This window comes from Undibacterium sp. Ji50W (assembly GCF_049340445.1).
Taxonomy (GTDB): Bacteria; Pseudomonadota; Gammaproteobacteria; order Burkholderiales; family Burkholderiaceae_D; genus Undibacterium.
The window spans coordinates 1-22,955 of sequence record NZ_JBMPOX010000025.1 but is presented as its reverse complement, the minus strand read 5'-3'; the positions used below and the strand labels follow the sequence as shown (position 1 = coordinate 22,955).

18 protein-coding genes are annotated in these 22,955 nt (G+C 52.4%); 8 read left to right on the top strand and 10 right to left on the bottom strand.

Annotated elements, in window-relative coordinates; genetic code table 11:
* Positions 1–180: 180 nt before the first annotated feature.
* The 4 genes from ACO0K9_RS24400 (at position 181) to ACO0K9_RS24385 (ending at position 5,639) form a co-directional block, all read left to right on the top strand.
* Entirely contained in the window at positions 181–2,790 is a 2,610-nt protein-coding gene (locus ACO0K9_RS24400; RefSeq protein WP_422989317.1) for a glycosyl hydrolase 115 family protein, read from the top strand.
* Between the two features lie 119 nt (positions 2,791–2,909).
* Positions 2,910–3,365, top strand: coding sequence for a MarR family winged helix-turn-helix transcriptional regulator (locus ACO0K9_RS24395; RefSeq protein WP_422989315.1), 456 nt, complete (start codon positions 2,910–2,912; stop codon positions 3,363–3,365).
* A 779-nt stretch (positions 3,366–4,144) separates the two neighbouring features.
* Complete coding sequence (locus ACO0K9_RS24390) at positions 4,145–4,570, top strand: organic hydroperoxide resistance protein (RefSeq protein ID WP_186950680.1); 426 nt, start codon at positions 4,145–4,147, stop codon at positions 4,568–4,570.
* A 49-nt stretch (positions 4,571–4,619) separates the two neighbouring features.
* Positions 4,620–5,639 (top strand): alpha/beta hydrolase, encoded by a 1,020-nt coding sequence (locus ACO0K9_RS24385; protein WP_422989313.1) that lies wholly within the window; start codon positions 4,620–4,622, stop codon positions 5,637–5,639.
* Positions 5,640–5,708: 69 nt separating this feature from the next.
* Here ACO0K9_RS24385 and ACO0K9_RS24380 read toward each other — a convergent pair whose 3' ends face one another.
* The 3 genes from ACO0K9_RS24380 to ACO0K9_RS24370 form a co-directional block, all read right to left on the bottom strand.
* On the bottom strand, positions 5,709–7,265 hold the full coding sequence (locus ACO0K9_RS24380) for a DUF4157 domain-containing protein (protein WP_422989311.1): 1,557 nt from the start codon (positions 7,263–7,265) through the stop codon (positions 5,709–5,711).
* Between the two features lie 153 nt (positions 7,266–7,418).
* Positions 7,419–8,282 carry a hypothetical protein gene (locus ACO0K9_RS24375; RefSeq protein WP_422989309.1) on the bottom strand — a complete coding sequence of 288 codons (864 nt, stop codon included), beginning with the start codon at positions 8,280–8,282 and terminating at the stop codon, positions 7,419–7,421.
* 4 nt (positions 8,283–8,286) lie between these two features.
* Complete coding sequence (locus ACO0K9_RS24370) at positions 8,287–9,435, bottom strand: CHRD domain-containing protein (protein ID WP_422989307.1); 1,149 nt, start codon at positions 9,433–9,435, stop codon at positions 8,287–8,289.
* A gap of 304 nt (positions 9,436–9,739) precedes the next feature.
* Between ACO0K9_RS24370 and ACO0K9_RS24365 the strand changes: the two genes are divergently transcribed.
* On the top strand, positions 9,740–10,549 hold the full coding sequence (locus ACO0K9_RS24365; protein WP_422989306.1) for a matrixin family metalloprotease: 810 nt from the start codon (positions 9,740–9,742) through the stop codon (positions 10,547–10,549).
* 156 nt (positions 10,550–10,705) lie between these two features.
* On the opposite strand, the gene ACO0K9_RS24360 is transcribed toward ACO0K9_RS24365, so the two are convergent.
* The 7 genes from ACO0K9_RS24360 to ACO0K9_RS24330 form a co-directional block, all read right to left on the bottom strand.
* Complete coding sequence (locus tag ACO0K9_RS24360) at positions 10,706–11,905, bottom strand: hypothetical protein (RefSeq protein ID WP_422989304.1); 1,200 nt, start codon at positions 11,903–11,905, stop codon at positions 10,706–10,708.
* Between the two features lie 108 nt (positions 11,906–12,013).
* A complete protein-coding gene (locus ACO0K9_RS24355) occupies positions 12,014–13,618 on the bottom strand; it encodes an eCIS core domain-containing protein (RefSeq protein WP_422989302.1) in 1,605 nt (534 codons plus the stop codon).
* A gap of 37 nt (positions 13,619–13,655) precedes the next feature.
* Complete coding sequence (locus ACO0K9_RS24350) at positions 13,656–13,946, bottom strand: hypothetical protein (RefSeq protein WP_422989300.1); 291 nt, start codon at positions 13,944–13,946, stop codon at positions 13,656–13,658.
* 27 nt (positions 13,947–13,973) lie between these two features.
* Positions 13,974–16,520, bottom strand: a complete 2,547-nt coding sequence (locus ACO0K9_RS24345) for a DUF4135 domain-containing protein (protein WP_422989298.1) — start codon at positions 16,518–16,520, stop codon at positions 13,974–13,976.
* A 315-nt stretch (positions 16,521–16,835) separates the two neighbouring features.
* Complete coding sequence (locus ACO0K9_RS24340; RefSeq protein WP_422989296.1) at positions 16,836–17,345, bottom strand: DUF2846 domain-containing protein; 510 nt, start codon at positions 17,343–17,345, stop codon at positions 16,836–16,838.
* 221 nt (positions 17,346–17,566) lie between these two features.
* Positions 17,567–19,312, bottom strand: a complete 1,746-nt coding sequence (locus ACO0K9_RS24335; RefSeq protein WP_422989294.1) for a methyl-accepting chemotaxis protein — start codon at positions 19,310–19,312, stop codon at positions 17,567–17,569.
* Between the two features lie 649 nt (positions 19,313–19,961).
* Positions 19,962–20,780 (bottom strand): hypothetical protein, encoded by an 819-nt coding sequence (locus ACO0K9_RS24330; RefSeq protein ID WP_422989292.1) that lies wholly within the window; start codon positions 20,778–20,780, stop codon positions 19,962–19,964.
* Between the two features lie 387 nt (positions 20,781–21,167).
* On the opposite strand from ACO0K9_RS24330, the gene ACO0K9_RS24325 reads away from it, so the two are divergent.
* From ACO0K9_RS24325 to ACO0K9_RS24315, 3 genes are all read left to right on the top strand, one after another.
* On the top strand, positions 21,168–21,575 hold the full coding sequence (locus ACO0K9_RS24325) for a PRC-barrel domain-containing protein (RefSeq protein ID WP_422989290.1): 408 nt from the start codon (positions 21,168–21,170) through the stop codon (positions 21,573–21,575).
* Positions 21,576–21,740: 165 nt separating this feature from the next.
* Positions 21,741–21,974, top strand: coding sequence for a hypothetical protein (locus tag ACO0K9_RS24320; RefSeq protein ID WP_422989288.1), 234 nt, complete (start codon positions 21,741–21,743; stop codon positions 21,972–21,974).
* A gap of 89 nt (positions 21,975–22,063) precedes the next feature.
* Positions 22,064–22,606, top strand: a complete 543-nt coding sequence (locus ACO0K9_RS24315) for a ferritin-like domain-containing protein (RefSeq protein ID WP_422989286.1) — start codon at positions 22,064–22,066, stop codon at positions 22,604–22,606.
* Positions 22,607–22,955 lie beyond the last annotated feature (349 nt).

Here is a 22,955-nt window from a genome sequence, read left to right as displayed (position 1 = left end):
ATCAGACATAAGCGGATTAATTAATTCCCTACTGCAATCATCTTGTCGATTTTTTCAACATGCCTGAGCTGCCTGCCGCCCCGGCTGGCACTGATCTCCTACAATGCGGGTTAGATATGACCTCTGATTGGACCACCCGCCATGCATGCAGCCGCCAGATTGCGCTCCTTAATTTTTAAGATGCATTTCAAAATACGTTCCACGATACGTTCAACGGTATTTTCCACGATAGTGGTCTTGCCTTTGCTGGTCTGTGGCGTGACGCCAGCACAGGCGCAGGCCAATCTCAGCAATCTCAGCAATCTCAGCAATCCCAATGAGGGCTGGATAAGCACGACCGCCCGCCCTGGTGCGGTTACCGTTACCATATCGGATGCCAGCAAGCCCACCCAGATTGTGCTGGCGGATGGCGATGCCACAGTCGTGCAACTGGCAGCGCGTGACCTGGCGACGGATCTGGGGCGTGTCACCGGGCGCGCTGCTGCTGTGTCAGCGTCCCCTGCTGGCAAATCCACCGCGCTGATCCTGGTTGGCACGCTGAGTAAATCGCCCCTGCTGGATCAACTGGTAGCAGCTGGCAAGCTGGATATTGGCAACCTGCGTGGCGCGTGGGAAAGTTTTATTATCGCCAGCGTCACCGCACCCACGCCGGGTGTGGATAGTGCCGTGGTCATTGTCGGCAGTGATGCGCGTGGTACGGCCTTTGGGATTTATGAATTGTCGCAAGCCATCGGTGTGTCGCCGTGGCACTGGTGGGCGGACGTGGCACCGGACAAGAAAGCTGCCCTGTACATGGCAGCGGGCACGCGGCGCTTTGGGCCGCCTTCGGTCAAGTATCGCGGCATTTTTATCAATGATGAAGACTGGGGCCTGCATGTATGGGCAGCAAACAACTATGAGCCAGAACACAAGGGTATAGGCCCCAAGACCTATGCCAAAGTGTTTGAACTGTTGCTGCGGCTGAAGGCGAATACCCTGTGGCCTGCCATGCATGCCGTCAGCCCGCCTTTCAACCAGACGGCTGCCAATGCGGCGCTGGCGAATGATTACGGCATCGTCATGGGTTCATCGCATGCCGAACCCATGCTACGCAATAATGTCGGCGAATGGAAGGCTGCGCCAGAAAGCTATAACTACGTCAGCAATGCAGATGGCGTGCGTGCCTATTGGGAAGAACGCGTGCGCAGCAATGGCCGCTATGAAAACATCTATACCCTGGGCATGCGTGGCATCCATGATTCCAAGATGCAGGGGCCAAAAACCGACGCAGAACGCCGGCAGGTGCTGGAAACCATTTTCAGCGACCAGCGCCGCCTGCTGAGCAAGTATGTGAACGCCGATGTCAATCAGGTGCCGCAAGTATTTTGTGCGTATAAAGAAGTGCTGCCGCTGTACCGCCAGGGCTTGCAGGTGCCGGACGATGTCACCATCATCTGGCCGGATGACAATTTTGGTTATGTGCGCAGCTTTGCCACTGCCGAAGAAAGCAAGCGCGCTGGTGGTTTTGGCGTGTATTACCACCTGTCTTACCTGGGCGCACCCCTGTCTTACCTGTGGCTGGGCACCACGCCACCGGCCCTGATCTGGGAAGAAATGAGCAAGTCTTATGATAACGGTGCCCGCAATATATGGATAGCCAATGTCGGCGACCTGAAGCCGGCAGAAATCGGCACGGAATTCTTTTTGCAGATGGCCTGGGACATGCAACGCTGGCCGCTGGCACAATTGCCCAGCTATCTGCAACAATGGGCTGCGCGTGAATTTGGCGCGGCGCAGGCAAGCGAGATTGCCGCCATCATGGCTGAGTATTACCAGTTGAATTATCAGCGCAAACCAGAACACCTGCAATGGTGGCTGCCCAAAGAAAGCCCACGCCCCAGTGCGCTAAGCCCTGCCGAAATCACACAAAGGCTGGCCGCATTCACGCAATTGCAAAGCCGCGTCGACAAAGCAGGCAAGCATTTGCGCGCCAATCAGCAGGATGCTTTTTTTGAACTGGTGGCTTACCCGGTACAGGCATCGGCCCTGGCGAATCTGCGTTATTTTGAAACCGAACGCGGCAACCGCGCTGCCGCCATCAACGCCGACCAGCAACTGCAAGCCATCAACGCCCACTGGAACGGCCCGCTGGCAGGTGGCAAATGGCGCGGCATCATGGCCGCAGAACCGGCAGATGATCAATGGAAATCCATGCGCATCAGCAAGTGGCAAGTGCCCGCTACAGATATTGCCGCAGTTGCGACATTGTCTGCAACGCCCCCCACCGCATCAGCTATCGCCATGGAAGCCGAACAATTCCAGCATCAGCGTGCCGATGGCACTATGCGCTGGGAACTGATACCTGGCCTGGGCCGCACCGGTGCCGGGTCGATGGCCCTGTTCCCCACCACTGCCAGCCCCATACCGCTGGCGCTGGCGGCAAGCGCGGCACCACGCCTGGATTATGAATTTACGCTGAACGGTACAGACGGTGCAGGCAACTACCAGTTGTCAGCCTACCTCATCCCCACTCAGCCCCTGAGTGGTACGGTGCTGGAACTGGCAATCGCCATTGATGATGGCGCACCTCAACTGGTACAACTCGATGTTAAAGATGGCAGTGCAGAATGGGCGCAGGGAGTATTGAATGCCACACGCATTGCCAGCACCCCGGTGGGCACGCTGGCGGCGGGCAAGCACCAACTGCATGTGTATGGCATACGCCCCGGCATCGTGGTGGACAAGATTGTGCTGCATCAGGGCAAGCTGCCATCGGGCTATCTGGGGCCGGTAAGCAAGAGCGCAAATTGACCAAAGCAAGCTAAGGTCATTGACTGAAGGCAAGCGCGACGATTGCTGTCACCAGGGGTGTTACAAATATTTTTAAAAATAACTTGCTATTAGATAGTGCGCTATATATTATGTGAGGCATGAAAACGACCAACGCCAAATCCCTGTCCGTACCGCAGCTCGGTGATCAGTTGTGCTTTGCCTTGTATTCCACCTCACTGGCAATGAACAAGCTGTATCGCAAGCTGTTGAAAGGCATGGGCATCACCTATTCGCAATACCTGGTGCTGATGGTGTTGTGGGAACAAGATGAGCAAACCGTGAATGACATCGGGGCCCGCCTGATACTGGATTCGGCCACCCTGACGCCTCTGCTAAAACGCATGGAAGCGCAGGAACTGATTACCAGGGTCAGGGCAGCCAGCGATGAGAGACAGGTCATCATCTCGTTGACCAAAGCAGGCCATGACATGCGCAAGGCGGCAGCGGCCCTGCCGGTGTCGGTGATGTGTGCAACGGAATGTTCGTCGGACCAGATCAAGGGTCTGAAAGAAGAAATCCTGGCCCTGCGTGCAGCGATTTTGAAGAATGCTTGAAAGGTAGTAAATACAGTAGCAGTAGGTACGATTAGAGAAGTGTAATCGTACGTATGTGAGTCACGGTTTGCTATCTTTAGCTGTTGATTTGAAATGTCTTTGTCATTTTCAGGCGCAACATACGTGCGATTACGCTGCGCTAATCGCACCTACGCAGGCTGGATGCAGTAGGTACGATTAGCGAAGAGTAATCGTACGTATGTGAGTCACGGTTTGCTATCTTTAGCTGTTGATTTGAAATGTCTTTGTCATTTTCAGGCACAACATGCGTGCGCTTAGTACGATTGCGCTACGCTAATCTCACCGACGCAGGCTGGATGCAGTAGGTACGATTAGAGAAGCGTAATCGTACGTATGTGAGTCACGGTTTGCTATCGTTAACTGCTGATTTGAAATATCTTCGTGATTTTCAGGCACAACATACGTGCGATTACGCTACGCTAATCGCACCTACGCAGGCGTGTTATGCAAGGAAGTTAAAGCAGTTTTTCGCAAGTCGGATTTTTATTATTTAAATAGTTCGCTATATAATAGCAATCTACTTAAATAAGAGGTTACAAGGTAATGGTTGCGACAACAGGCAAGTGCATCATCAGTGATTGCGATGCGCTTCATATTATTTATATAGCGCACTATTTATTTTAAAGCGATTTAAATTCACGACTCAACAAGCAATAAAGCAACAGCAACAAAGCAGCAACAAAGCAAGCAACACCGTAGCAAACCCATTGTTTTATTTTCGCAGCCATACCCGGCTGCACTCACTGAAAGGAAGTTGTATGTCTATAGCTCAAGTTCTCTATCGTGCCTATGCCAAAGCCACTGGTGGCCGTGATGGTCGTGCCGTCTCTTCGGATGGCGTACTGGATATCAAGCTGTCTACCCCGAAAGAATTGGGTGGTGCTGGCGGTGCGGCGACCAATCCCGAGCAATTGTTTGCTGCCGGTTATTCGGCCTGCTTTCTGGGGGCGATGAAATTTGTCGGTCAGCGTGACAAGATCGCCATTCCGGCAGATGTTGAAGTCAATGGCAGTGTCGGCATTGGTGCAATACCACAAGGTTTCGGAATAGAAGTTGAACTGAAAATCAGCCTGCCCGGCATGGACAAAACCGTGGCCGAAGACCTGATTGCCCGCGCCCATATCGTCTGCCCATACTCCAATGCGACGCGCAATAACATCGACGTCACATTGACCCTGGTTTAAATCTGGCACGCCACACCACCCCACCCCATCCATCATCACAGGACAGACCATGAAACACTTGAAAACCATGCTGGCAGCGACTGCCATCAGCTTATCCCTCACCAATGCCTTTGCCGCCGGCAGCCCGGGCGTGGAACCAACTACCCAGGCATTCCTGGAAGCCTTGCAGGCCGGTGGCGGCAAGCCGCTGGAACAATTGTCTGTCGCCGACGCACGCGGTGTGCTGGTCGGTGCACAGGCAGGCGTGAAGCTGGTTTTGCCCAAGGCCGATGTCTCTGAAAAAATCGTCAGGTTGGACGGCAGCGACGTCAAGCTGACCATCGTGCGCCCGGCGGGTGTCAAGAAAACCTTGCCAGCTTTTATGTTCTTCCACGGTGGTGGCTGGGTGCTGGGTGATTACCCTACCCATGAACGCCTGGTGCGTGACCTTGTCGCCCAATCTGGCGCAGTGGCTGTCTTCGTGAATTACACGCCGTCACCAGAAGCCGGTTATGGCGTCGCCATACAGCAGGCGTATGCAGCGACCAAATGGGTGGCAGAACATGGCAAGGACATCCAGGTCGATGGTAGCCGCCTGGCGGTGGCAGGCAATAGCGTCGGCGGTAACATGGCCGCTGTGGTCAGCCTGATGGCGAAAGAAAAAGGCGAACCCAAGCTGCGTTCACAAGTCTTGCTGTGGCCGGTGACGGATGCTAGTTTCGACAATGCGTCTTACCAGCAATTTGCCGATGGCCATTTCCTGACCCGCAATATGATGAAATGGTTCTGGGACAATTACACCACTGACCTGGCAAAGCGCAAGGAAATCCATGCATCGCCCCTGCAAGCCAGCACCGAGCAGTTAAAGGGTTTGCCACCAACGCTGATACAGACCGCAGAATTTGATGTCTTGCGCGATGAAGGCGAAGCCTATGGCCAGAAACTGGCCGGTGCCGGTGTGGCCGTTACTACCGTCCGCTACAAGGGCATGATTCATGACTTTGGCCTGTTGAATGTGCTGAGCACGGTACCGGCAGTACGCTCGGCGATGTTGCAGGCAGGGGCTGAGTTGCAACTGCGTTTGAAGTAAGCAAAACTTTCTAAAAGCCACCCCGGCTACCATACAGCCTGGGTGGCTTTTTGTTAATACCAAGTCGCATCACTGAATGGCGCACATGTCTTCACATTCTTTCTCGTAACCATCGGGGTCAGTCAATATTTTCTTTTTCAAGTCGTCGTTATCATCAATCTCATCGAGCAACCTGTCGGTATTATTGATGCGTTGATTTTCAAACAGATCGCGGTCCTTGCCAGCAGCACCACTTAATTCATGCACGCCAAATTTTTCAGGATTGATGACGTCTTCGGTATCGATTTTCATACTTTCCACCTGCTGGCTCTTCAACACCAGCGACGGAATAAATTCATGGTTGCGCAAGGCTTCCAGGGCATACAGGTATTTGAAGTGCTCGCTTCCAGCACCGACGGTGGGATAGAATTTATTTTCAGTCAGGCTGGCATAGCTGCTTTTGCCTTTTGTTCCGGCCAGGGAAACATGGGTAACGGCCAGCAAATCCTTGTACGTACCAAGATTGCTTGGGTTCTCTACCTTGACTGAAAATTTTACTTTTCCTAAAGAAAAATGCTTGGTGAACAAGGCATTGCTGCTTCTGTCAATCACATGATCAAACATGTTTTTTAATACCAGGTGAAGATCATTGACCTTGTTTCCTTTTTGGGTTTTCGCCTTTTTTAAAATATTTTCAGACACTTCAAAAATATCTTCAACACGTTTGCGTTTTTTTAAATTGACCTGGAGATTTTGGTTTTTTACCAGCCGGGATTTCCGCTCATGTTCAAGAACAAAGATGGATTTTTCTTTTTTCTTCTTGTCGCTTGGCGCTGGAACTTCTTTCAGCGTCTTATTGATTTTGTCGTAGATATAATGCTTGTCTGGATCATCCATTTTATCGCGCATGTCTTTTTTACTGACACCGTCCAGCTTGACCACCTTCTGATACGCCTGTGACTTGACTGTTTTCCCTTTGTGGACAATACGCTGCACGGTCAGGTGTTGATGTAGCTGGTAAGCTTCAGGTGCTGTACGTGGGGATGAAGGCGGTATGTCAGCCTGGCTTTGCGCCAGCCGCTTTTGCTGCATCGCCCCGCCCTGGTTCAATGCCTTGGCCCCCATGGCATCGGCTTCTTGCTCCAGGCCGACATCGTCATTGACGGCAACGCCCTGCTTGATTTTCAGCGTGGGGCGAACCCGGCCTTGCGCCTGCTGGACCACATGCCAGGCTTCATGCGGCAAATGCCGTTCTTGCCCGGGTGCCAGGTGGATGGCATTGCCCTGGGCAAAGGCATGCGCCTTTAACTGGGCCGGTCTGGGTGAATTGTAATGCACGCGCACATGGTCCATGCGCATGCCGGACAGGGCTTCTATCCCCGCTTTTAACTGGACTGGCAAGCCATTGGCCTGTGCAACAGATGCCGCCGGTTTGCTTGGTCTGCCCTGTTCCATCAACTGCGCACAGGCTTGCAGGCGCCGTGCTTGCGGACTCTGGTTGGCCATTTGCTGCAACTTCCGCTGCGCAAGGGCGGCGGGCCGCTGATCATGCACGCTGGCAGCCACTGCCTGCCTTTGCCGCGCATCCACTCCTGCCACAGGCCCTGGCTGACGGAGTTCAGCTTTAGCGAAAAGAGGTGCTTTCATGGTGGCCCTGCTGAATAGGAAAAATGCGCACGATCAAACAAGAGATTACAACATGATCAATAAGACAACAAGCGCTAATTGCCGGGAGGGCACTGGTTCGTTTGATAGGGGGATGTGGGGTGAAAGACAAAAGTGAAAAAGCAAGCCCTCGCCTTACAGCTTTTGGGTCTTTTCTTTCTTCAACTCTTTCTGGCAATCCGCATAATTGGAAAATTCATAGATCACCCCTACCCCACCCTGATGGATGGTTTCTGCCTGGGCGTAGACGATGATGTTCATGATATCGTCGGGCAAGTCTTTTACCGTTTTACCGGCAGCCCACCGATAGCCATAGCTGACGGAACCTTCTTTCAGGCCCACCATCCAGTATTGTGGTTTTCTGCGATACACATCGGCGCTGATGGCGTCTTTTTTCTTGCTGGGTTTGCCGTATTTTTCTTCCAGGCTGGCAGCCATGCGGTCTGCCGCCGCTCTGAGCTGTTCACCATTGCCATTGACGGTATCAAAACGGGCATACCCACCAATCTTGCACACGCCGCTCAAGGGTGTGGCCAGGGCAAAATAATCAGAAAAATCCGCCATGGGCTGGGGTGGCGTGCCGGTGTACAGATGTCTTGGCTTGTCTGATGCGCTATACGCCAGTTTGTTGGTCAATTCAGCTTCAGTGATCCCCATGGCCAAGCCCAGCGGGCCGCTGTAAGTGAGTGTGGCAGCCGCCTGCGATGCCTGGTCCTGGCCTTCAAATGACGCCGCAGATAATACGCCGGGCATGGCAGAAGCACTGGCAGTGCTTGCACCGGCTTTAGGTTCCGCTGGCTTTTGACAGCCGGCCAGGGCAAACCACAGACATAACAGACATATCAGACAGGACTTGCGCAAAATTGCCCCAACAGGGTGGTGTGACGAAGGCCACACTTTAACACGGCTCGTCAGCAACCAGCCGGCTTGCCTGGTTTTGCGCCCATCCGCACCCACACAGTGCCGGCATCCCATCCGCCAGCCCGGTGTGGATGCCACCAGCTTATTTATTGGGTACCAACTGCCCCCGTATTTCACCAGCGGGCGAAAGTGCGCTGTGGGCATTCATGTACAAGCCCTGTTCAAACAGCAAGATCGCATCGGCGTCGGCCAGTGGCACCAGGCCGCTTGATGCCCAGTTTAGTGCCGATGTGGTCGAAACCGTGAAGGGTATCAATACCGCGCCGTTGGTGCCGGCAGCGCCACGATGGATGTGGGCGTTAGTCGGCGTGAAGCCAGCGACTGTCAGCATGCCGAACACCGTCTTCGTATCCGGATCGTAGGCGGCAAACCCCACACCGGAGGACGGCCGCGTAATCGGCGGATTTTCTTGTGCGCCGTTCATGCTGGCAATACGGACCTGGTAGCCGATCTGCCCACGAATTTCGCCCGCTGGCAGATCGGTCGTATGGATATTGAAATACATGGCTTTGTTACGGAAATCGCTGATCTGCGCATCCGTAAACGCGACGCCGCTGACCGCATATTTATTTGCCGCAGGCGTGCCGATCTGGAAAGTGACCGGGCCGCTGACAGTCAGCGCGCCAGTATGTACATGGGCCGCCGTCGGCACAATGTTGGCGTAGGTTAATGTGATGTCTGCTGTCTTTGTCACAGGGTCAAGCGAGATCACACCCAGGCCAGTACCGGCGGCACTGTTTTGCGGATTTTCTTGCGAGCCGGAAAGATGGGCAAGCACAACTTCACGTCCGATCTGTCCGCGAATTTCTCCCGCAGGGAATTTGACAGAATGGGCGTTGAAATACAGGTTACCCGCTTTGAAACTGGCGATTTGGTCCTGCGTCAGCGTGGCACCGGTGGGGATGTTCCATTTCGCTGGAATGACAGCATCCTGTGTCATCGGCACGATCACCGCGCCGTTTTCCCCGGCGGCACCGAGGTGGATGTGGGCTGCGGTAGCCACCATGTCAACGACGGTGATGGACCCGCTGATCTGGCCGGTTTCTGTATTGACGCTGATGATGCCGGTGCCTTTTGCCAATGAACCGACATCACTCACCTCTTGTGTCGCCGATAAAGTCGCCACCTTGTTGACGGGCACGACCACATTGTTGCCGCCGCAAGCACTCAGTACCCCGCTCAGTACCAGGACGGTGGCGCACTGCGACTGTTTGAATAACTTTCGTATCATGATGTCTCCTTCAGGTTATGTTGTTCTTGCTTGGCGCAGCGCACCCCGCCCTGTCGCAAGAAGCGAAAGAACAGGTGTTGCCCGCGTTAATACGGAATAGATGCCAAAAGGTTCAAACCATGACAGATTTATTTGATGGGATAGTTGTGGCTAGTCTTGGGACGATACGAAGCTTCAGTATGGGTAGCAAGCGCCAATTAGATAACAAAAATGCATTAATTTCAACGCCTTTCTGTAGATACCCGAATCAATCTTGAAGAGTTAAACTGTGTATGCCTACCCACACCTTATTGATGACACACAGATGAAACTTATTCCCATGCATGGCCATCTGCTGATCCAGTGCACCCGGTTCTTGCGGTTTGCTGGCCTGGCCGCCCTGCTCGCTGGCACCACAGGGTATGTCGCGGCAGCCAGTACGGATGGCACCAGCCCAGCACCAGAGTGCAGCCACCTCTTGCCGCCTGAATACCAATGGCAGCCGCAAGACTGGTCACCATTGCACGCGGCCAGCCTGCCGCGTGAATTGCGTATTTTCCCGAATCAGCAGCCGGGCTGTGAAGCAAACGCCGCCCTGTGTGCAGCAGCAGAAAGCAATAAGCTGATAGGCGTCAATGTCGATGTGTATTTCAAAGACTCTGCCATCTGGACCAAGCAGGAACAATTGCTGCCCTATATGGAACTGGTCAACCGCTACTATCAGCAGGCGCGCATTGTCTTCCATTTCAGGTTCAGGCCTGCGTCAGAGATACCGGCATGGACTGACCATATCAACCAGCTATCAGTCATTTTTGCAGCCGCCATGCCGAATCCGGCAGGCACGGTGGCCGATGCCTTTGGTAATCTGCCGGCCGGTAAAGCGGTATTCAATGACGTGCTGATGAACCGTCCGGACAGACACGCCAATCGCTATTTCGCTATGGGCAAGCCACTCGGCCATGAGCTGGGCCATGTGCTTGGCCTGGCGCATACGCAAGACAGGGCTTTGTTGATGACGCAAGGCACAGCACCACAAAACGCCCTCGTCATCACGCCAGAACAGGCATTGATCATGCGGGTGATGGCATTGCAGCGTTTTGGTGGGGTGCTTGATCCGATAAGCGTATGCAAATAAGATGTGTTACGATAAAATTTAACGTCAATCGGTGCGCGCGGCGCACCCTACACCGCAGCAATTTTACGTTCTTTGTAGGGTGCGCCACGCGCACCGATCCCGCCCGATTTTCTGTCCGATTTCACGCACAAAAATCCGTCATCGCAAAACGACTTTTCAAGGATTGATCACCTTGCATGTCGCCCCTTTTCCCACATCGCTAACCGCCACCCCAAACACCGCCTGCATGCCACACTGGGAACCGAACATGCGCTCCTGATCATGACCAACACCGTTCACTTCCAGATACTGGTGCATGGACATCAAAGGGGGAATACCCACGGGCAAGGCCAAAGCCGGATTTGCATTCGCCGCCGCTGTGGTTTTGGGTTCTGCCCTGGCCTGCACTTTTCCTGCTACCTGCGCGGCCAGTTGCGTATCGAGCAGGGCTTCATAATGCCAGTATCCGCGTGCACGTTCCAGGCGGTTGGGGCCCTCTGCTTCGGCACCACAGGATTTATCCAGCACGCGGTGATTGGGGTCATTGTCGCTGGTGCCTGCCAGGTAAGTGACCTGGCGTTTCTGGTAGCGCCGGTATAATTCATCGCCGCTCATCTTGTTGGCATATGCCACCATGTGCTGCATGCCATAGCGGTAATCATCATAATTCGCACACACCGTCGTGTCATACGGCGCAAAGCCCTTGGCACCTGGGCGGTCTGATGTGAAGTACAGATACGAAGAAGGGTTGGCCACCACATACTGCACATCCAGCCCCTGGCTGCGCAGGCGGTCATCAACATGATTCAGCACGGCATAACGATGTATCAATTGCGCGCCCCCCGAATGGCCGACAAAGTTGATCTTGCTGACCAGCGGAAAACGTTTTTTGTCAGCCACCATCAGGGCCAGGTCATCCAGCACCCGCAAGGAACTTAAATCCGCCGGCACACCAGCGGCAGGCAGCGCCGCATCACCACCAGTCCAGCCCTGCACGGTCCACACTGGCATGCCGGTAAAGCCTTTGTCTGCATCTGGCGTGCCCGGAAAATTGGGCGCAATGATCAACACATCCTGCCCTGACCTGCCAGCCGCTTTCAACAGATTCATGGCGGCAGCATAATACTCATCCCCATTGCGCTGTATGCCATGCTGGATAAAAATCACTTCGCGAATTTTGCTGCTGTCTTTGTTGCCGTCTTTGCTGCCATCCGCCACCAAGTCGTGGTTGGCATACACCGGAAAATCATAGCCCGCCAGATGCACGCGCTGCCAGGCTGTTGCGCTGGTGGTTTCTGCGGCAAGGGTGGCAGTGCAGGCGATGTAGCCTGCAGTGGTCAATAGCAAGGTGGTGAAGGCGTGTTTGAACAGGTGCATGGGGCTTCCTTTTATCATCTCATTGGGGGGAATGATAACATCATCCCTGCAGTAGAAAATGCTTGGCCATGGCGACGATTTTCGTCGCAGTACCTGTCTGTATCAAACTCACTTTAAGGCTGTGATGAAACTCCCTCTATGGACAAGAAGATATTTCTTGTCTTGTTCTATCTTTTCCATATCATCAACATGGGTTTCACCGACTTTCCATACACCCACCTTATCGGCAGCAGCGTTTGCGGCATTATGCATATGTTCTGACCGTTGCTGAGTGATATTTTTTTTGTCAACAAAGTAGTTGGCTACCGATTGTTTTCCAAAGTCTGCAATAGCGCCCATCTGTACGGCAACCTCCAATACAACGTCATCATAATTACTCACTGCATCATTCGCCTCGAGAGCCAGTAAAGTCGCAGCATGAAGTTTCTTAACGCTCACAAACTCATTGCCCCATTCAAGAAACTTACTTGACGACAACTTGCCAACATAAGGAAACTTGTCCTTTTTATTGAGCGCGAGAACAGACGAAATTTCTTTCGATACTCCCATAATAAAGCGCGTTTTACCTACTTGCATCACCTTACGCAGTATATCGATAACCGCATTTTTTCTTTTGTCGCTTCGATCAAATTCACGAAAAAAATTCCACGCCGATGTTGACTGTTCCACGTAATATTCCTTAAGCCGGTATACAATATCTGCCATTCTCAGATATTTGTCATCTCCCCATTTTTCATCGACGCCCAGCGCAAATTCATGCTCTTGCCAATACCCGGCATCCTTACCGCGAATACGTTTGGTGTATTCTTCTTCTGCAGTTCGCTGCGAATTTGATTCATCATGATTTTCACCAACAACATCCAACATTTGCACCGGTGCAGAACTGCCCTGCGCAGGGTAGACGGTCACCAACTGGCGCGAAGCACCGGTCGGACTGATGGAACCAATCGTATCTCCACCCTGGTCTGAATGCTGCCCGCCCGGTTCAAGCTGTCCGGCAGACAAACTGGCCCCGGCTCCCAGGGCTTTCGCCCCCATCACATCCGCCTCGGCCTCCAGGCCTGCATCGTCATTCACCAACACCCCCTGCTTCATCTGCATGGTCGGCCGCACCCGCCCTTGCGCCTGTTGCACCACATGCCAGGCTTCATGCGGCACATGTTGCTCTTGCCCGGGTGCCACATGGATTTCGCTGCCCTGTGCGTAAGCATGGGCATTTAACTGTGCAGGTTTGCCGGAGTTATAGTTGACCCTGACATGATCCATGCTCATGCCGGACAGGGATTCTATGCCTGCCTTGAGTTGATTCGGCAGGCCGGTATTATTGGGTCTGGGGTTAGCCTGCACGGCTAATTGAGCAGTACCCTGACTGGCAGATTTTGTTTGGAGAGCTTCATCATCCGCTCTTTGTACCAGCGGCTTATGCATCATGGCCTGTAGCGCCTTGAGCTGCATCGCACGCGGGCTGTTTTGCATCATGTGGCTATATGCCTGCAACTGTCTGGCTTGCGGGCTATTATTTCCCCTCTCTTGCAGTTGCCTTTGCGCAAGCATCTGGGGGCGGCGATCAACAAATCCAGAGCTGATGCGGGCAGGAACTTCCTGGGATAATTGTGCCGTATCTTCCTGCTGCCGGTTGGCAGCCCCCTTATTGAGCGTATTACCCACAGCACTATCGGAGTTGTTGCGGGTTTGATGAATATGCTCAGACATGGCATCCTTTTAAACAAGTTTGCAGCGGCCTTTCTTATTATTTTAGCAAATAAATTCCCCTGCGCCTATCTGTGGACTGTAACTTTGAAACAGAAGTGAAAGACGCTTGCCCGGCGATCAGGGCAAGGCGCAAAGCGGAGCGATAGTGAACTATCGCGAGCATTTGCAACGCAGCCATGGTCGTCGCGCAAGCGGAAGGCACTCTGTTTTCAATTGTTACAGTCCACCAGGTCAAAGGAAATACATCCAGCGCCATGCTCATGCTGCCAAAGACATTGGTATCGAACTGCTGGCAATCAAAAAAACAGTGTGTATAACCTTGCCCCATCTATCGTCGAAAAAACTTGGGCACTCCCTAATAGATATCTTTTTCCACCTCCTCAACCCTGGCTTTACTGATGCGCTCTACACTCAGTTCGATAGCAGCCTGGATGCCGGGTTTATGCACAGCGATGACGATTCCACGATAGAACACTTGATCGGTACTGGGTTCGTATCTGAAAATCGGTAAATCCGTGTTATTGAAATCAGCAATCATGCCATTTTTGATCACGGCATCACTTCCATCTGCCATGACATATCCCTTACCAACCAGGGATTCTTTGGTTAAATCAAGCAACCACTCCAGCACATCATTCTTTTTATCAGCTTTCCTGTAGTAGGTCTGCATACCATTCTTAAAGTTTGACGTATCAACCGGCACGATACGCACCGCATTGATGGCGCTTACCCGTTTTTGCAAGTGCTCGATCAGCGCGGCCTTGTTATCCAATACGACTTGGATTGCTTCAGCCATTCCCTCGACAAAATATCGATTGTATTTGCCGTCAGGTTGGTATGATGCCTGCCTCACATTACTCATGTATTCGGCGCTTGGTTCATCTTCGCCTTCAGATCCCTTGTTTCCATCCTTCCAGTCCGTGAATTCTTCAAGTGTATAAAAGTAATTGGGTGTCTTGGCACCGTCTTTGGAAAAATCCCTGAGTGTCGATCGTATCAAGGTCGAATTCCACTCTTCGGACATCATGACATCAGGTAAAAAAGAGGTTTCGGCGTCGACTATCATGGGCGTACCATCTGGAGTCGTATAGATGTTTTCCTGATGCAGGTCCGTGACACCAAGCAGCTTCGTCGCAATGACCATGCGCCCCATCTTATGATAATAGTTTCTGGCCTCTTCCACTGTGAGCAATCTGCTTTTGGCAATATGCTGCATATAACCGTATTCCTCCCTGCGGTTATCCTGTTTCGGGATAAATTTAGCGGTGCCTGATTCATCTACCAACCTGGAAAGCATGCTGTCTCCTGTACCGCCGAGGTGGGTATCAGGGCTCACCGACCTGGGCTTGTACACTGCTTTTGATCCATCACTGGATTCAAGGATACTGACACTTTGTCCGTCATTATGGTAATCCGAACCGGTCAGATGCACATAGCGCAGGGTTTCAGACAATTCATATTCATGACGTATCTGTTCCCAGTCACCCTGAATACGCTGCAGCATCTTCCTGAAATTGCGGCTTAAAAGGGCAACGCGTTTTTCAGCGAATTCCAGGTGCCCCGCCTTCACAGAAGCCTGACGAATTTTGGAGGCATCCAGCTCGCCCAGAATGGCGGCCTTGATGACGGCCTTGTTTTTGTCTGTCCTTAAGACAGGATTCACGTTCGAATAGGTATCACAGACAAGATACACCAGCCGCGATGCATCCGGGCCGGGGCTGCTTTCATCGATCCATGCCGCAGCCTCCACTGGATAGGCTTTGTCGTAATCTACCCAGATTTTAGTAATGGTAGAGGAAATATTGTCCAGCTGATAGAAAATTGCTTTGAGATTACGCAACGTGGTCGCATAAGCTTGTGGGGTAATGGTCGACTGTTCAATCAGATCGAAGCGGGTTTTTAAGGCGCGAATCTGCTCGCCACCCCGGCTATTCTCAAATGGCATCATGGAATTCAGAAACTCTTTCACTTTCTTTTCCTGCGCCAGTATTTCATCTTCTTTTTGATCAGGTAGAAAGCTGGCCACCCAATTCAATATGCCTGGATCAGGCCGGAAACGTATCAACTGATAGGGCATCGTCAGACTGTGGTAATTCGGCACTGCCGAATAATTAGGAACAGCAGTGCGTGGATTACCCACAGCCATGCTCTGTGCAACCTGCCCACCTATACCAGTACCTATACCAGTACCTATACCAGTACCTATACCAGTCCCCACATCCAGCGCCCTGGCACCCATCGCATCGGCTTCTGCCTCCAGCCCGGCGTCATCATTCACCGCTACACTCAATTTCATCTGCATGGTCGGCCTGACCCGTCCCTGTGCCTGCTGCACTACGTGCCAGGCTTCATGTGGCAGGTGTTGTTCCTGCCCCGGTGCCACATGAATCTCGCTGCCCTGGGCATAAGCGTGGGCATTTAACTGTGCGGGTTTGCCGGAGTTGTAGTTGACCTTGACATGATCCATGCGCATGCCGGAAAGCGACTCTATGCCTGCCTTGAGTTGGTTCGGCAAGCCGGTGTTGTTGGCTTGGGGTGTGACCAATGTGGCTCGCGTGGCTGGTGCGGCTAATTGGGCAATACCCTGGTCGGCAGACTTTTCCTGCAGCGGCTCTTCCTCTTCGGCCTTTTGCAGCACGGTTTTATTCATCAAGCTCTGCATCGCCCTGAGCTGGGCGGCACGCGGGCTGTTTTGCATCATGTGGCTATAGGCTTTAAGCTGCTTGGCTTGCGGACGCTGATCGACAAATTGCGGGCTAATTGGTGGGCTCATGTCGGTGCGAGCATCCTCGGTCAATTGTGCAATGTGTGGCTGTGTCTTCACCACAGGCTGGTGCTGGGCGAGCGAATTTTCCTGGCCACCATCGACTTTCTTGCGAGTTTGATGCATATGCTCAGGCATGACATTCCCATTTTCAGGTGCACTGCGTCGTTCAGGTGGCAGGTAATTGAGGTCGCGGCAACGGCGCTCAGTGTTTTACCGGACAAGAAGGATGAGCATTACTTGTAGATTACTTGTACCATTTTGTCAATTAATCTGACAAAAAAATCTTCTTATCATCTATGGGGCAACAGAATTCTGCAGGGAATGCGTGTTCAGTGGATGGGGGGAATAAAACAGTGTTGACGAGGAAGCTGAAGAATAGCACCGGTAAAGCGATCAAATTGCTGGCGATTGCTCGCCAACAATACCTATTGTGCAAACGGGGCTTGTGCCTTACTTATTGTTGAAAGGCTTTTGCAATTTCGATTTCTTCAGATCAGGATAGGCTTGCTCGGCTGTTATCTCTGCCAATATCCATTCGTATTGATTGCGTCCATTTGGAGCCGCCGAGAATCGGTAGTAATACGTTTTTCCAGCTTCCCAGTTGACGGCACCTTCTTGCAGGCCCGGTTTCTTTGCGCTGTCAGCAGGATCTTCTTTCGTCCACAGTTTCCACAAATTGATGGTCTTGCCTTGTGGCATATCGGCAGGCCATTTCTGTTCAAATTTGTGTTCGCCGGCAGGAACGTAGAACGCGGTATACCCTTCGACGCTCAGATCGGCGATATTTTTTCCATCAACATAAAAATAGGTATCGCGGCCACCCCCATACACGGTATTGAGACGATATATATAAACCAGTGCCTGACCTGCTGCCGGTGCTGGTGCAGCTTGATAAGCCGGACCAGTTGCCGCGCAGGCAGATAAAAGGAAGACGACGAAGATGGCTAGCAGACGTTTCATGAATTAATATGCGCATTGAATAGCGCTTGCAGAATAAAAGGAGGAGAAAAGGTAACAGAACCGTTTTTGAATAGCAAGATGATTACATCAACCAGCATGATGACTGCACCGCGCAATAGTGGATTCCTGATCATTTAAAAACAAAAACCGCTGCGCCTGATCCAGCGCAACGGTTTTTTGCTGACGATAAAAATTCGTCGACGATGCAGGGTGTGAGCAGCTTAAAACTGTTCCCACTCCCCTTCTGTCACTGTAGCCACTTTCGCGGCACTACGGGGCCGGGTACCCGGACTGGATGCCAGCCTGGCTGCGGTGGGTGCCTTGCGCACGACATGACGCTGCGGTTGCTGCGCTTGCTGTGATTGCTGCGCTGGCTGCGGCTGGCTGGTGGTGCTCTTTATACTTGCGGCCGTCACGCCTTGCTGGTTGCCATTCAATTTGAACACATCCACCACATGGGCCAGTTTGCCGGCCTGGTCCTGCATGGTTTCGGCTGCGGCGGCGGCTTCTTCCACCAGGGCTGCATTTTGCTGGGTGACCTGGTCCATCTGGGTGATGGCCAGATTGATCTGTTCAATGCCGGCATTCTGTTCCTGGCTGGCAGAAGAAATTTCGGAAATGATGTCCGTCACGCGTCTGACGCTATCCACGATCTCGCCCATGGTGACGCCAGCTTCATCCACCAGCCTGGCACCCATGCCGACTTTTTGTACCGAGTCACCGATCAGTTCCTTGATTTCCTTGGCGGCCGATGCCGAACGCTGTGCCAGGTTGCGCACTTCGGAAGCGACCACGGCAAAGCCACGACCCTGTTCACCGGCACGGGCGGCCTCTACTGCGGCGTTCAGCGCCAGGATATTGGTCTGGAAGGCGATGCCATCGATGACGCCGATGATGTCGACAATTTTCTTCGACGATTCATTGATCGACCCCATGGTTTCAACCACCTGTTGCACCACGTTGCCGCCTTTGACCGCCACGTCCGATGCGGAATTGGCCAGCACATTGGCCTGGCGTGCATTGTCTGCATTTTGCTTGACGGTGGAGGTCAGTTCTTCCATCGACGATGCGGTTTCTTCCAGCGAGCTAGCCTGTTCTTCGGTACGCGATGACAAATCCTGGTTGCCCGCAGCAATCTGTTGCGATGCCGTGCTGATGGTGTCGGTGCCGACACGCACTTCGCTGACGATGGTAGCCAGGCTGGCCGTCATGGCCTTGAGTGCCTCCAGCAATTGACTGACTTCATCCTTGCCCTGCACTTCAATATGACGCGTCAAATCACCGGCAGCAACGGTCTCGGCGATGCTGACTGCTTCATTGATGGGGCGGGTAATCGAGCGCGTGATCGACCATGCCAGCGCCGCTGCTGCCATACAGGCAAGCAGGGTGGACGCCAGCAGGAAGTTGACTGCAAAATTGTATTCGGCATGCATTTGTCCAACCAATTCCTGGTTCTGTTTTTCCAGCAATTGAATCATCTCGTTCAGCGCGGCAAATGTGCCATCCTGCTGTTTTTGTACCGAATTTTGTAAAAAAGCCGTTGCTTCATCCAGCTTGTCGGCGTTGACCAGTTCCATCACGTTATTCAACAGGCGCAAGATATCCGGCACCTTGGTTTTCAACTCTGCATGAAGTTGTTTGGCTTTTTCGCTATGTACCAGGCCACCAAGGCGTTCTACATCGGCGTTCAGGTTCTTGGAAGCATCGTTGATACGCCCGCGCATGGTCGCCTGCAAATCCTTGTCTTTGTAGATGATGTAACTGCGCACCGAGCGGGCAACCAGACTCACATCTGACAATATGCGATTCGACAACGCCATCTTGACATTGTTTTCGTTGACGACAATATCCATGCGCGTCTTGGTGGCAGACAATGAAGACCAGCCGATAAAAGCGATCACCATCAGCATCACCAGCATGGTGCCAAACGCCAGATTAAGACGAAAGCCGATTTTTAATTTGTTCATATAATATGCCTCCACTACAGGTACGTTTGAAGTAAAGATAATCTAAGAGGACTTATGCAAAACTGCCCCAGCTGCGTTGCAGCTCCTGCATTTACTAAGACCTTGTACTATTCGTACTGTCTTCCTCGCTACGGTGTAGTCGGGGTTTCAGACAATATATTGTCTGCCGACCTAACGAACCTCCCCTGTAAGGGAGGTTTCCTAAAAGCGTTAGCCTTGCTGGGACAATTTTGCATAAGTCCTATCTAACTATGAAGCGATCTGCCGATGCCGCGCGTGGCGGCATTCTGTCATGGTGAGAATTCAGCGCTCTGCTTTGTGCAGGCTATCCGGCAAGAAACTGTGGGCTGGCACTAGAACGACGCCCAGCCATCAGAAAGCAAGATGCCTTCGAAATAATAGTACAGGAGCGCAATAAAGCAATGTGTTAACATCGGTTAAATAAACTGATGAAAATCCGGGGCAAAATCCGGGGTGACAGGCGGAGTGCAATGCCGCGCATGACAGGATGGCGCTGGCAAGAGAACATGTTTAACAATCACAACCTCAACCATCACGGCTTGATCAGCATTATCCAGACACAAGATGCTGCGAAGACTGCGTAAAGACAGTGCACCACGCCTTCCCTTTTTACCCGCAACACCGCCCCCTACTTCGCTATCCCCCATTGCTTCAAAATCGGCATCCAGCGCTGCGCCACAATTTTGTCAAAGCCGGATGAGGTGGGATGCAGTTCATTCGCCCAGTCTTTCCTATAGTCAGCACCACTGCTGAGCGTGCCAAGCGAATCGATGTAGACCACGTTATTGGGCCAGTCATCAAAGGTTTTGAAGACTGCGTTCAGGCGAGCTATCAGTTCATGCACGACTGCCAGGCGAAAGGCCGCGTCATTTTTTACCTTGGCCGCATCGAGGGCGGGCTTTAACCAGGGGCCGACGATGGGAATGTCGAGGATGTCAAAGCCGCGCCCATCAGGGGTTGGATAGTCATAGCCGTGAATAAAGATAGGGCGCACCTGCTTGGCGGCATCTTTGTATGCCCAGCGTATTTCATGCACCAGCCCGCCCATGGCAGTGGAGACCTTGCGCAAAAAATCGTCGATACCAACGGGGTCCAGACAGGTTTTAGGGTCCGTTATGCCGCTGCAGTCTGCCTTCAGGGCCAGCTTGTAATCGACGGCATCATTGCCGGCACCGCTGATCATGAAGACGTTATAGTATTTTCTGGCATCCGGTGTCAGGTTGCGCTCGACCGCTGCTGCATACTTGCCGGCACCTACATATTCCTGCAACAGCGCGCCATTATTGCCCACTGCCTGGATATTCGAATAATCCGTGCGCAAGGACTTGTTGCGTATCAGGGCTTGCAGAATATTATTGCCCGGATACCAGAACCATGAATCACCTATCGCCAGGATGGCTGGGTATTCCCCTTCTATCCATTTATCACTTTTCTGATACACATGCATATCGTATTCCTTTGCAAAAAAACAGAGAAAAGTAGCGCACCTGCCTGCCCTGTCAGGCAGGCGGGCCGTGCTGGCAGTGAAGTCAAGGTTCAATGCGCGGTTCAATCTCGCAGTGGGCCCGGCGACATCGTTTCGATTATAAATTAATTATTAAAATAACCACCAAAAAAATGATTAACTGAGCTTGGATGTGCATTTATTTCCGTGGATCAATATGGGGGCAAAAAAATTCAAAAGACAAAAATCCATGTCGGCGTCAGTTGGCGAAAGCATGTATCGCTTCAATTTCAGGGTGATGAAAAAATAAATTTTTATGTGTGTTATCGAACCGAAACATGAGGAAGTACCAGACATACTCAAGTCTCGACTCAACGTGAAGGATTTAAAATGATTAACGAAAATTTGGATGGTTACGGCAGCAATGGCAGCAGTGGTGCCACCCCTGACAAGGGTCCGGGTCCGGAACTGATGGGCGCACAAACCTTGACTGGCGACAATGTCGTCAATCATGCAGATGAACATCTGGGTGACATCAAGGAAATCATGCTGGACATGCGCACTGGTCGTGTAGCGTATGCCGTGGTAGCGCATGGTGGTTTGCTCACCATCGGTGAAAAACTGTTTGCCGTGCCTTGGTCTGCACTTACCCTGGACACTGTCAACAAACGCTTCGTGCTGAATATCGACAAAGAACATTTCGAAAGAGCACCTGGCTTTGACAGTGACCGTTGGCCAGACATGGCTGACCAGACCTGGGTCAATGAAGTGCATGGGTATTACAACCCAAAAAACTGAACAGGGATGTGATTCAGGCCTGGTGAAAGCCAACTTGAAACCGCATCAGCTAGCACAGAGGTACAGCAAGGCAGAGTGAAGCTGCGGCCAGAACGACTGACTGTAATGGCCGCAACATCAACAGCCAGCAACAACCCGCAACAACAAGTTATGGAGTGAATCATCATGGACTATACCGAAATGCATTTCGCCTTTGAAGTATATGAAAAGGCTTTAGCAAAACGTAGCAGGCATTTGTTCAAGACACCAGAACCCCTGCGCAATGCCGAAGAACAAGTGTACACGCTGGAAGTAGCCGTCAATGAAGTGCTGGCCGACACCCGCAAAGTCGCCATGATGATACGGTCCAGCCCGCAAAAATCTTTACCAAGCTATGTTCACAGCGTGGCCAGCAAATAGTCCGATGGTTCTCAGGGGCAGTGTGCAGGCCTGTTCCTGATACCCGATCTGCCGTCACTTGCTTTTGAACCGATCACAGGAAGAACATCATGCATGAAGTCAACAAGGCACAGGCCCAGCACAACGGTCTGGATATAGCCGCCATTCGCGAAGCAGCCAAAAATATGGACGAAGGTGCCGTCACCGCTGGTTACCAGGGTAGCCGCGAAGAAGTCATCGCCATGCTGAATGGTGCCCTGGCAACCGAACTGGTCTGCATACTGCGTTACAAGCGTCACTACTACACCGCGTCCGGCATACATAACAGCCCCATCAAGGCTGAATTTTTACAGCATGCGGCAGAAGAACAGGCGCATGCCGATTTGCTGGCAGAGCGTATCGTGCAATTGAACGGCAAACCTGATTTCAACCCGGCCACCTTGATGGCGCGCAGCCACGCTGAATATAACGACGCCGACGACATCAGGGGCATGCTGACCGCCAATCTGATCGCAGAAAGGGTCGCTATCGAATCGTATCGACAGATGCTGGAAAAGATAGGCGAAAGTGATCCGACCACGCGGCATATGCTGGTGGGGATTATGGCGAAGGAAGAAGAACATGCGGATGATATGCGGGATTTGTTGGCATAGCGTTTAGCGCTGCGCTTGGCTGGGGTGGTGATTGGTGCGCTGACGGAGTTGAAACAGGTTGCTTAAGCATGGTTTTACTCCTTCCCTTTCAAGGGGAAGGTTGGGATGGGGATGGGTTTCGGTCGATAAGCAGTAATCATGCTTACGTCGCTCCAGCGCAGGCTGGAGTCCAGAGGCGTTCGTTGTATGCCTGTGTCGTGTGTAAAGTGATTGCCCTTCGTGGAACCAAGCCGGGTCTCGGCCCGGCGGCCGAAATACTTTCTTTGCTTCCCCTCCATGTCAGGATAGATGTCGCGTCATCAGAAATCTAACCCGTTGGAGAGCGAAAGGCAGAGTAAGATGAAACGAG

Coding starts and splice junctions, on each gene's coding strand:
- ACO0K9_RS24400 (WP_422989317.1), top strand. CDS start 181: ATGCATTTCAAAATACGTTCCACGATACGTTCAACGGTATTTTCCACG.
- ACO0K9_RS24395 (WP_422989315.1), top strand. CDS start 2,910: ATGAAAACGACCAACGCCAAATCCCTGTCCGTACCGCAGCTCGGTGAT.
- ACO0K9_RS24390 (WP_186950680.1), top strand. CDS start 4,145: ATGTCTATAGCTCAAGTTCTCTATCGTGCCTATGCCAAAGCCACTGGT.
- ACO0K9_RS24385 (WP_422989313.1), top strand. CDS start 4,620: ATGAAACACTTGAAAACCATGCTGGCAGCGACTGCCATCAGCTTATCC.
- ACO0K9_RS24380 (WP_422989311.1), bottom strand. CDS start 7,265: ATGAAAGCACCTCTTTTCGCTAAAGCTGAACTCCGTCAGCCAGGGCCT.
- ACO0K9_RS24370 (WP_422989307.1), bottom strand. CDS start 9,435: ATGATACGAAAGTTATTCAAACAGTCGCAGTGCGCCACCGTCCTGGTA.
- ACO0K9_RS24365 (WP_422989306.1), top strand. CDS start 9,740: ATGAAACTTATTCCCATGCATGGCCATCTGCTGATCCAGTGCACCCGG.
- ACO0K9_RS24360 (WP_422989304.1), bottom strand. CDS start 11,905: ATGCACCTGTTCAAACACGCCTTCACCACCTTGCTATTGACCACTGCA.
- ACO0K9_RS24355 (WP_422989302.1), bottom strand. CDS start 13,618: ATGTCTGAGCATATTCATCAAACCCGCAACAACTCCGATAGTGCTGTG.
- ACO0K9_RS24350 (WP_422989300.1), bottom strand. CDS start 13,946: ATGGGGCAAGGTTATACACACTGTTTTTTTGATTGCCAGCAGTTCGAT.
- ACO0K9_RS24345 (WP_422989298.1), bottom strand. CDS start 16,520: ATGCCTGAGCATATGCATCAAACTCGCAAGAAAGTCGATGGTGGCCAG.
- ACO0K9_RS24340 (WP_422989296.1), bottom strand. CDS start 17,345: ATGAAACGTCTGCTAGCCATCTTCGTCGTCTTCCTTTTATCTGCCTGC.
- ACO0K9_RS24335 (WP_422989294.1), bottom strand. CDS start 19,312: ATGAACAAATTAAAAATCGGCTTTCGTCTTAATCTGGCGTTTGGCACC.
- ACO0K9_RS24330 (WP_422989292.1), bottom strand. CDS start 20,780: ATGCATGTGTATCAGAAAAGTGATAAATGGATAGAAGGGGAATACCCA.
- ACO0K9_RS24325 (WP_422989290.1), top strand. CDS start 21,168: ATGATTAACGAAAATTTGGATGGTTACGGCAGCAATGGCAGCAGTGGT.
- ACO0K9_RS24320 (WP_422989288.1), top strand. CDS start 21,741: ATGGACTATACCGAAATGCATTTCGCCTTTGAAGTATATGAAAAGGCT.
- ACO0K9_RS24315 (WP_422989286.1), top strand. CDS start 22,064: ATGCATGAAGTCAACAAGGCACAGGCCCAGCACAACGGTCTGGATATA.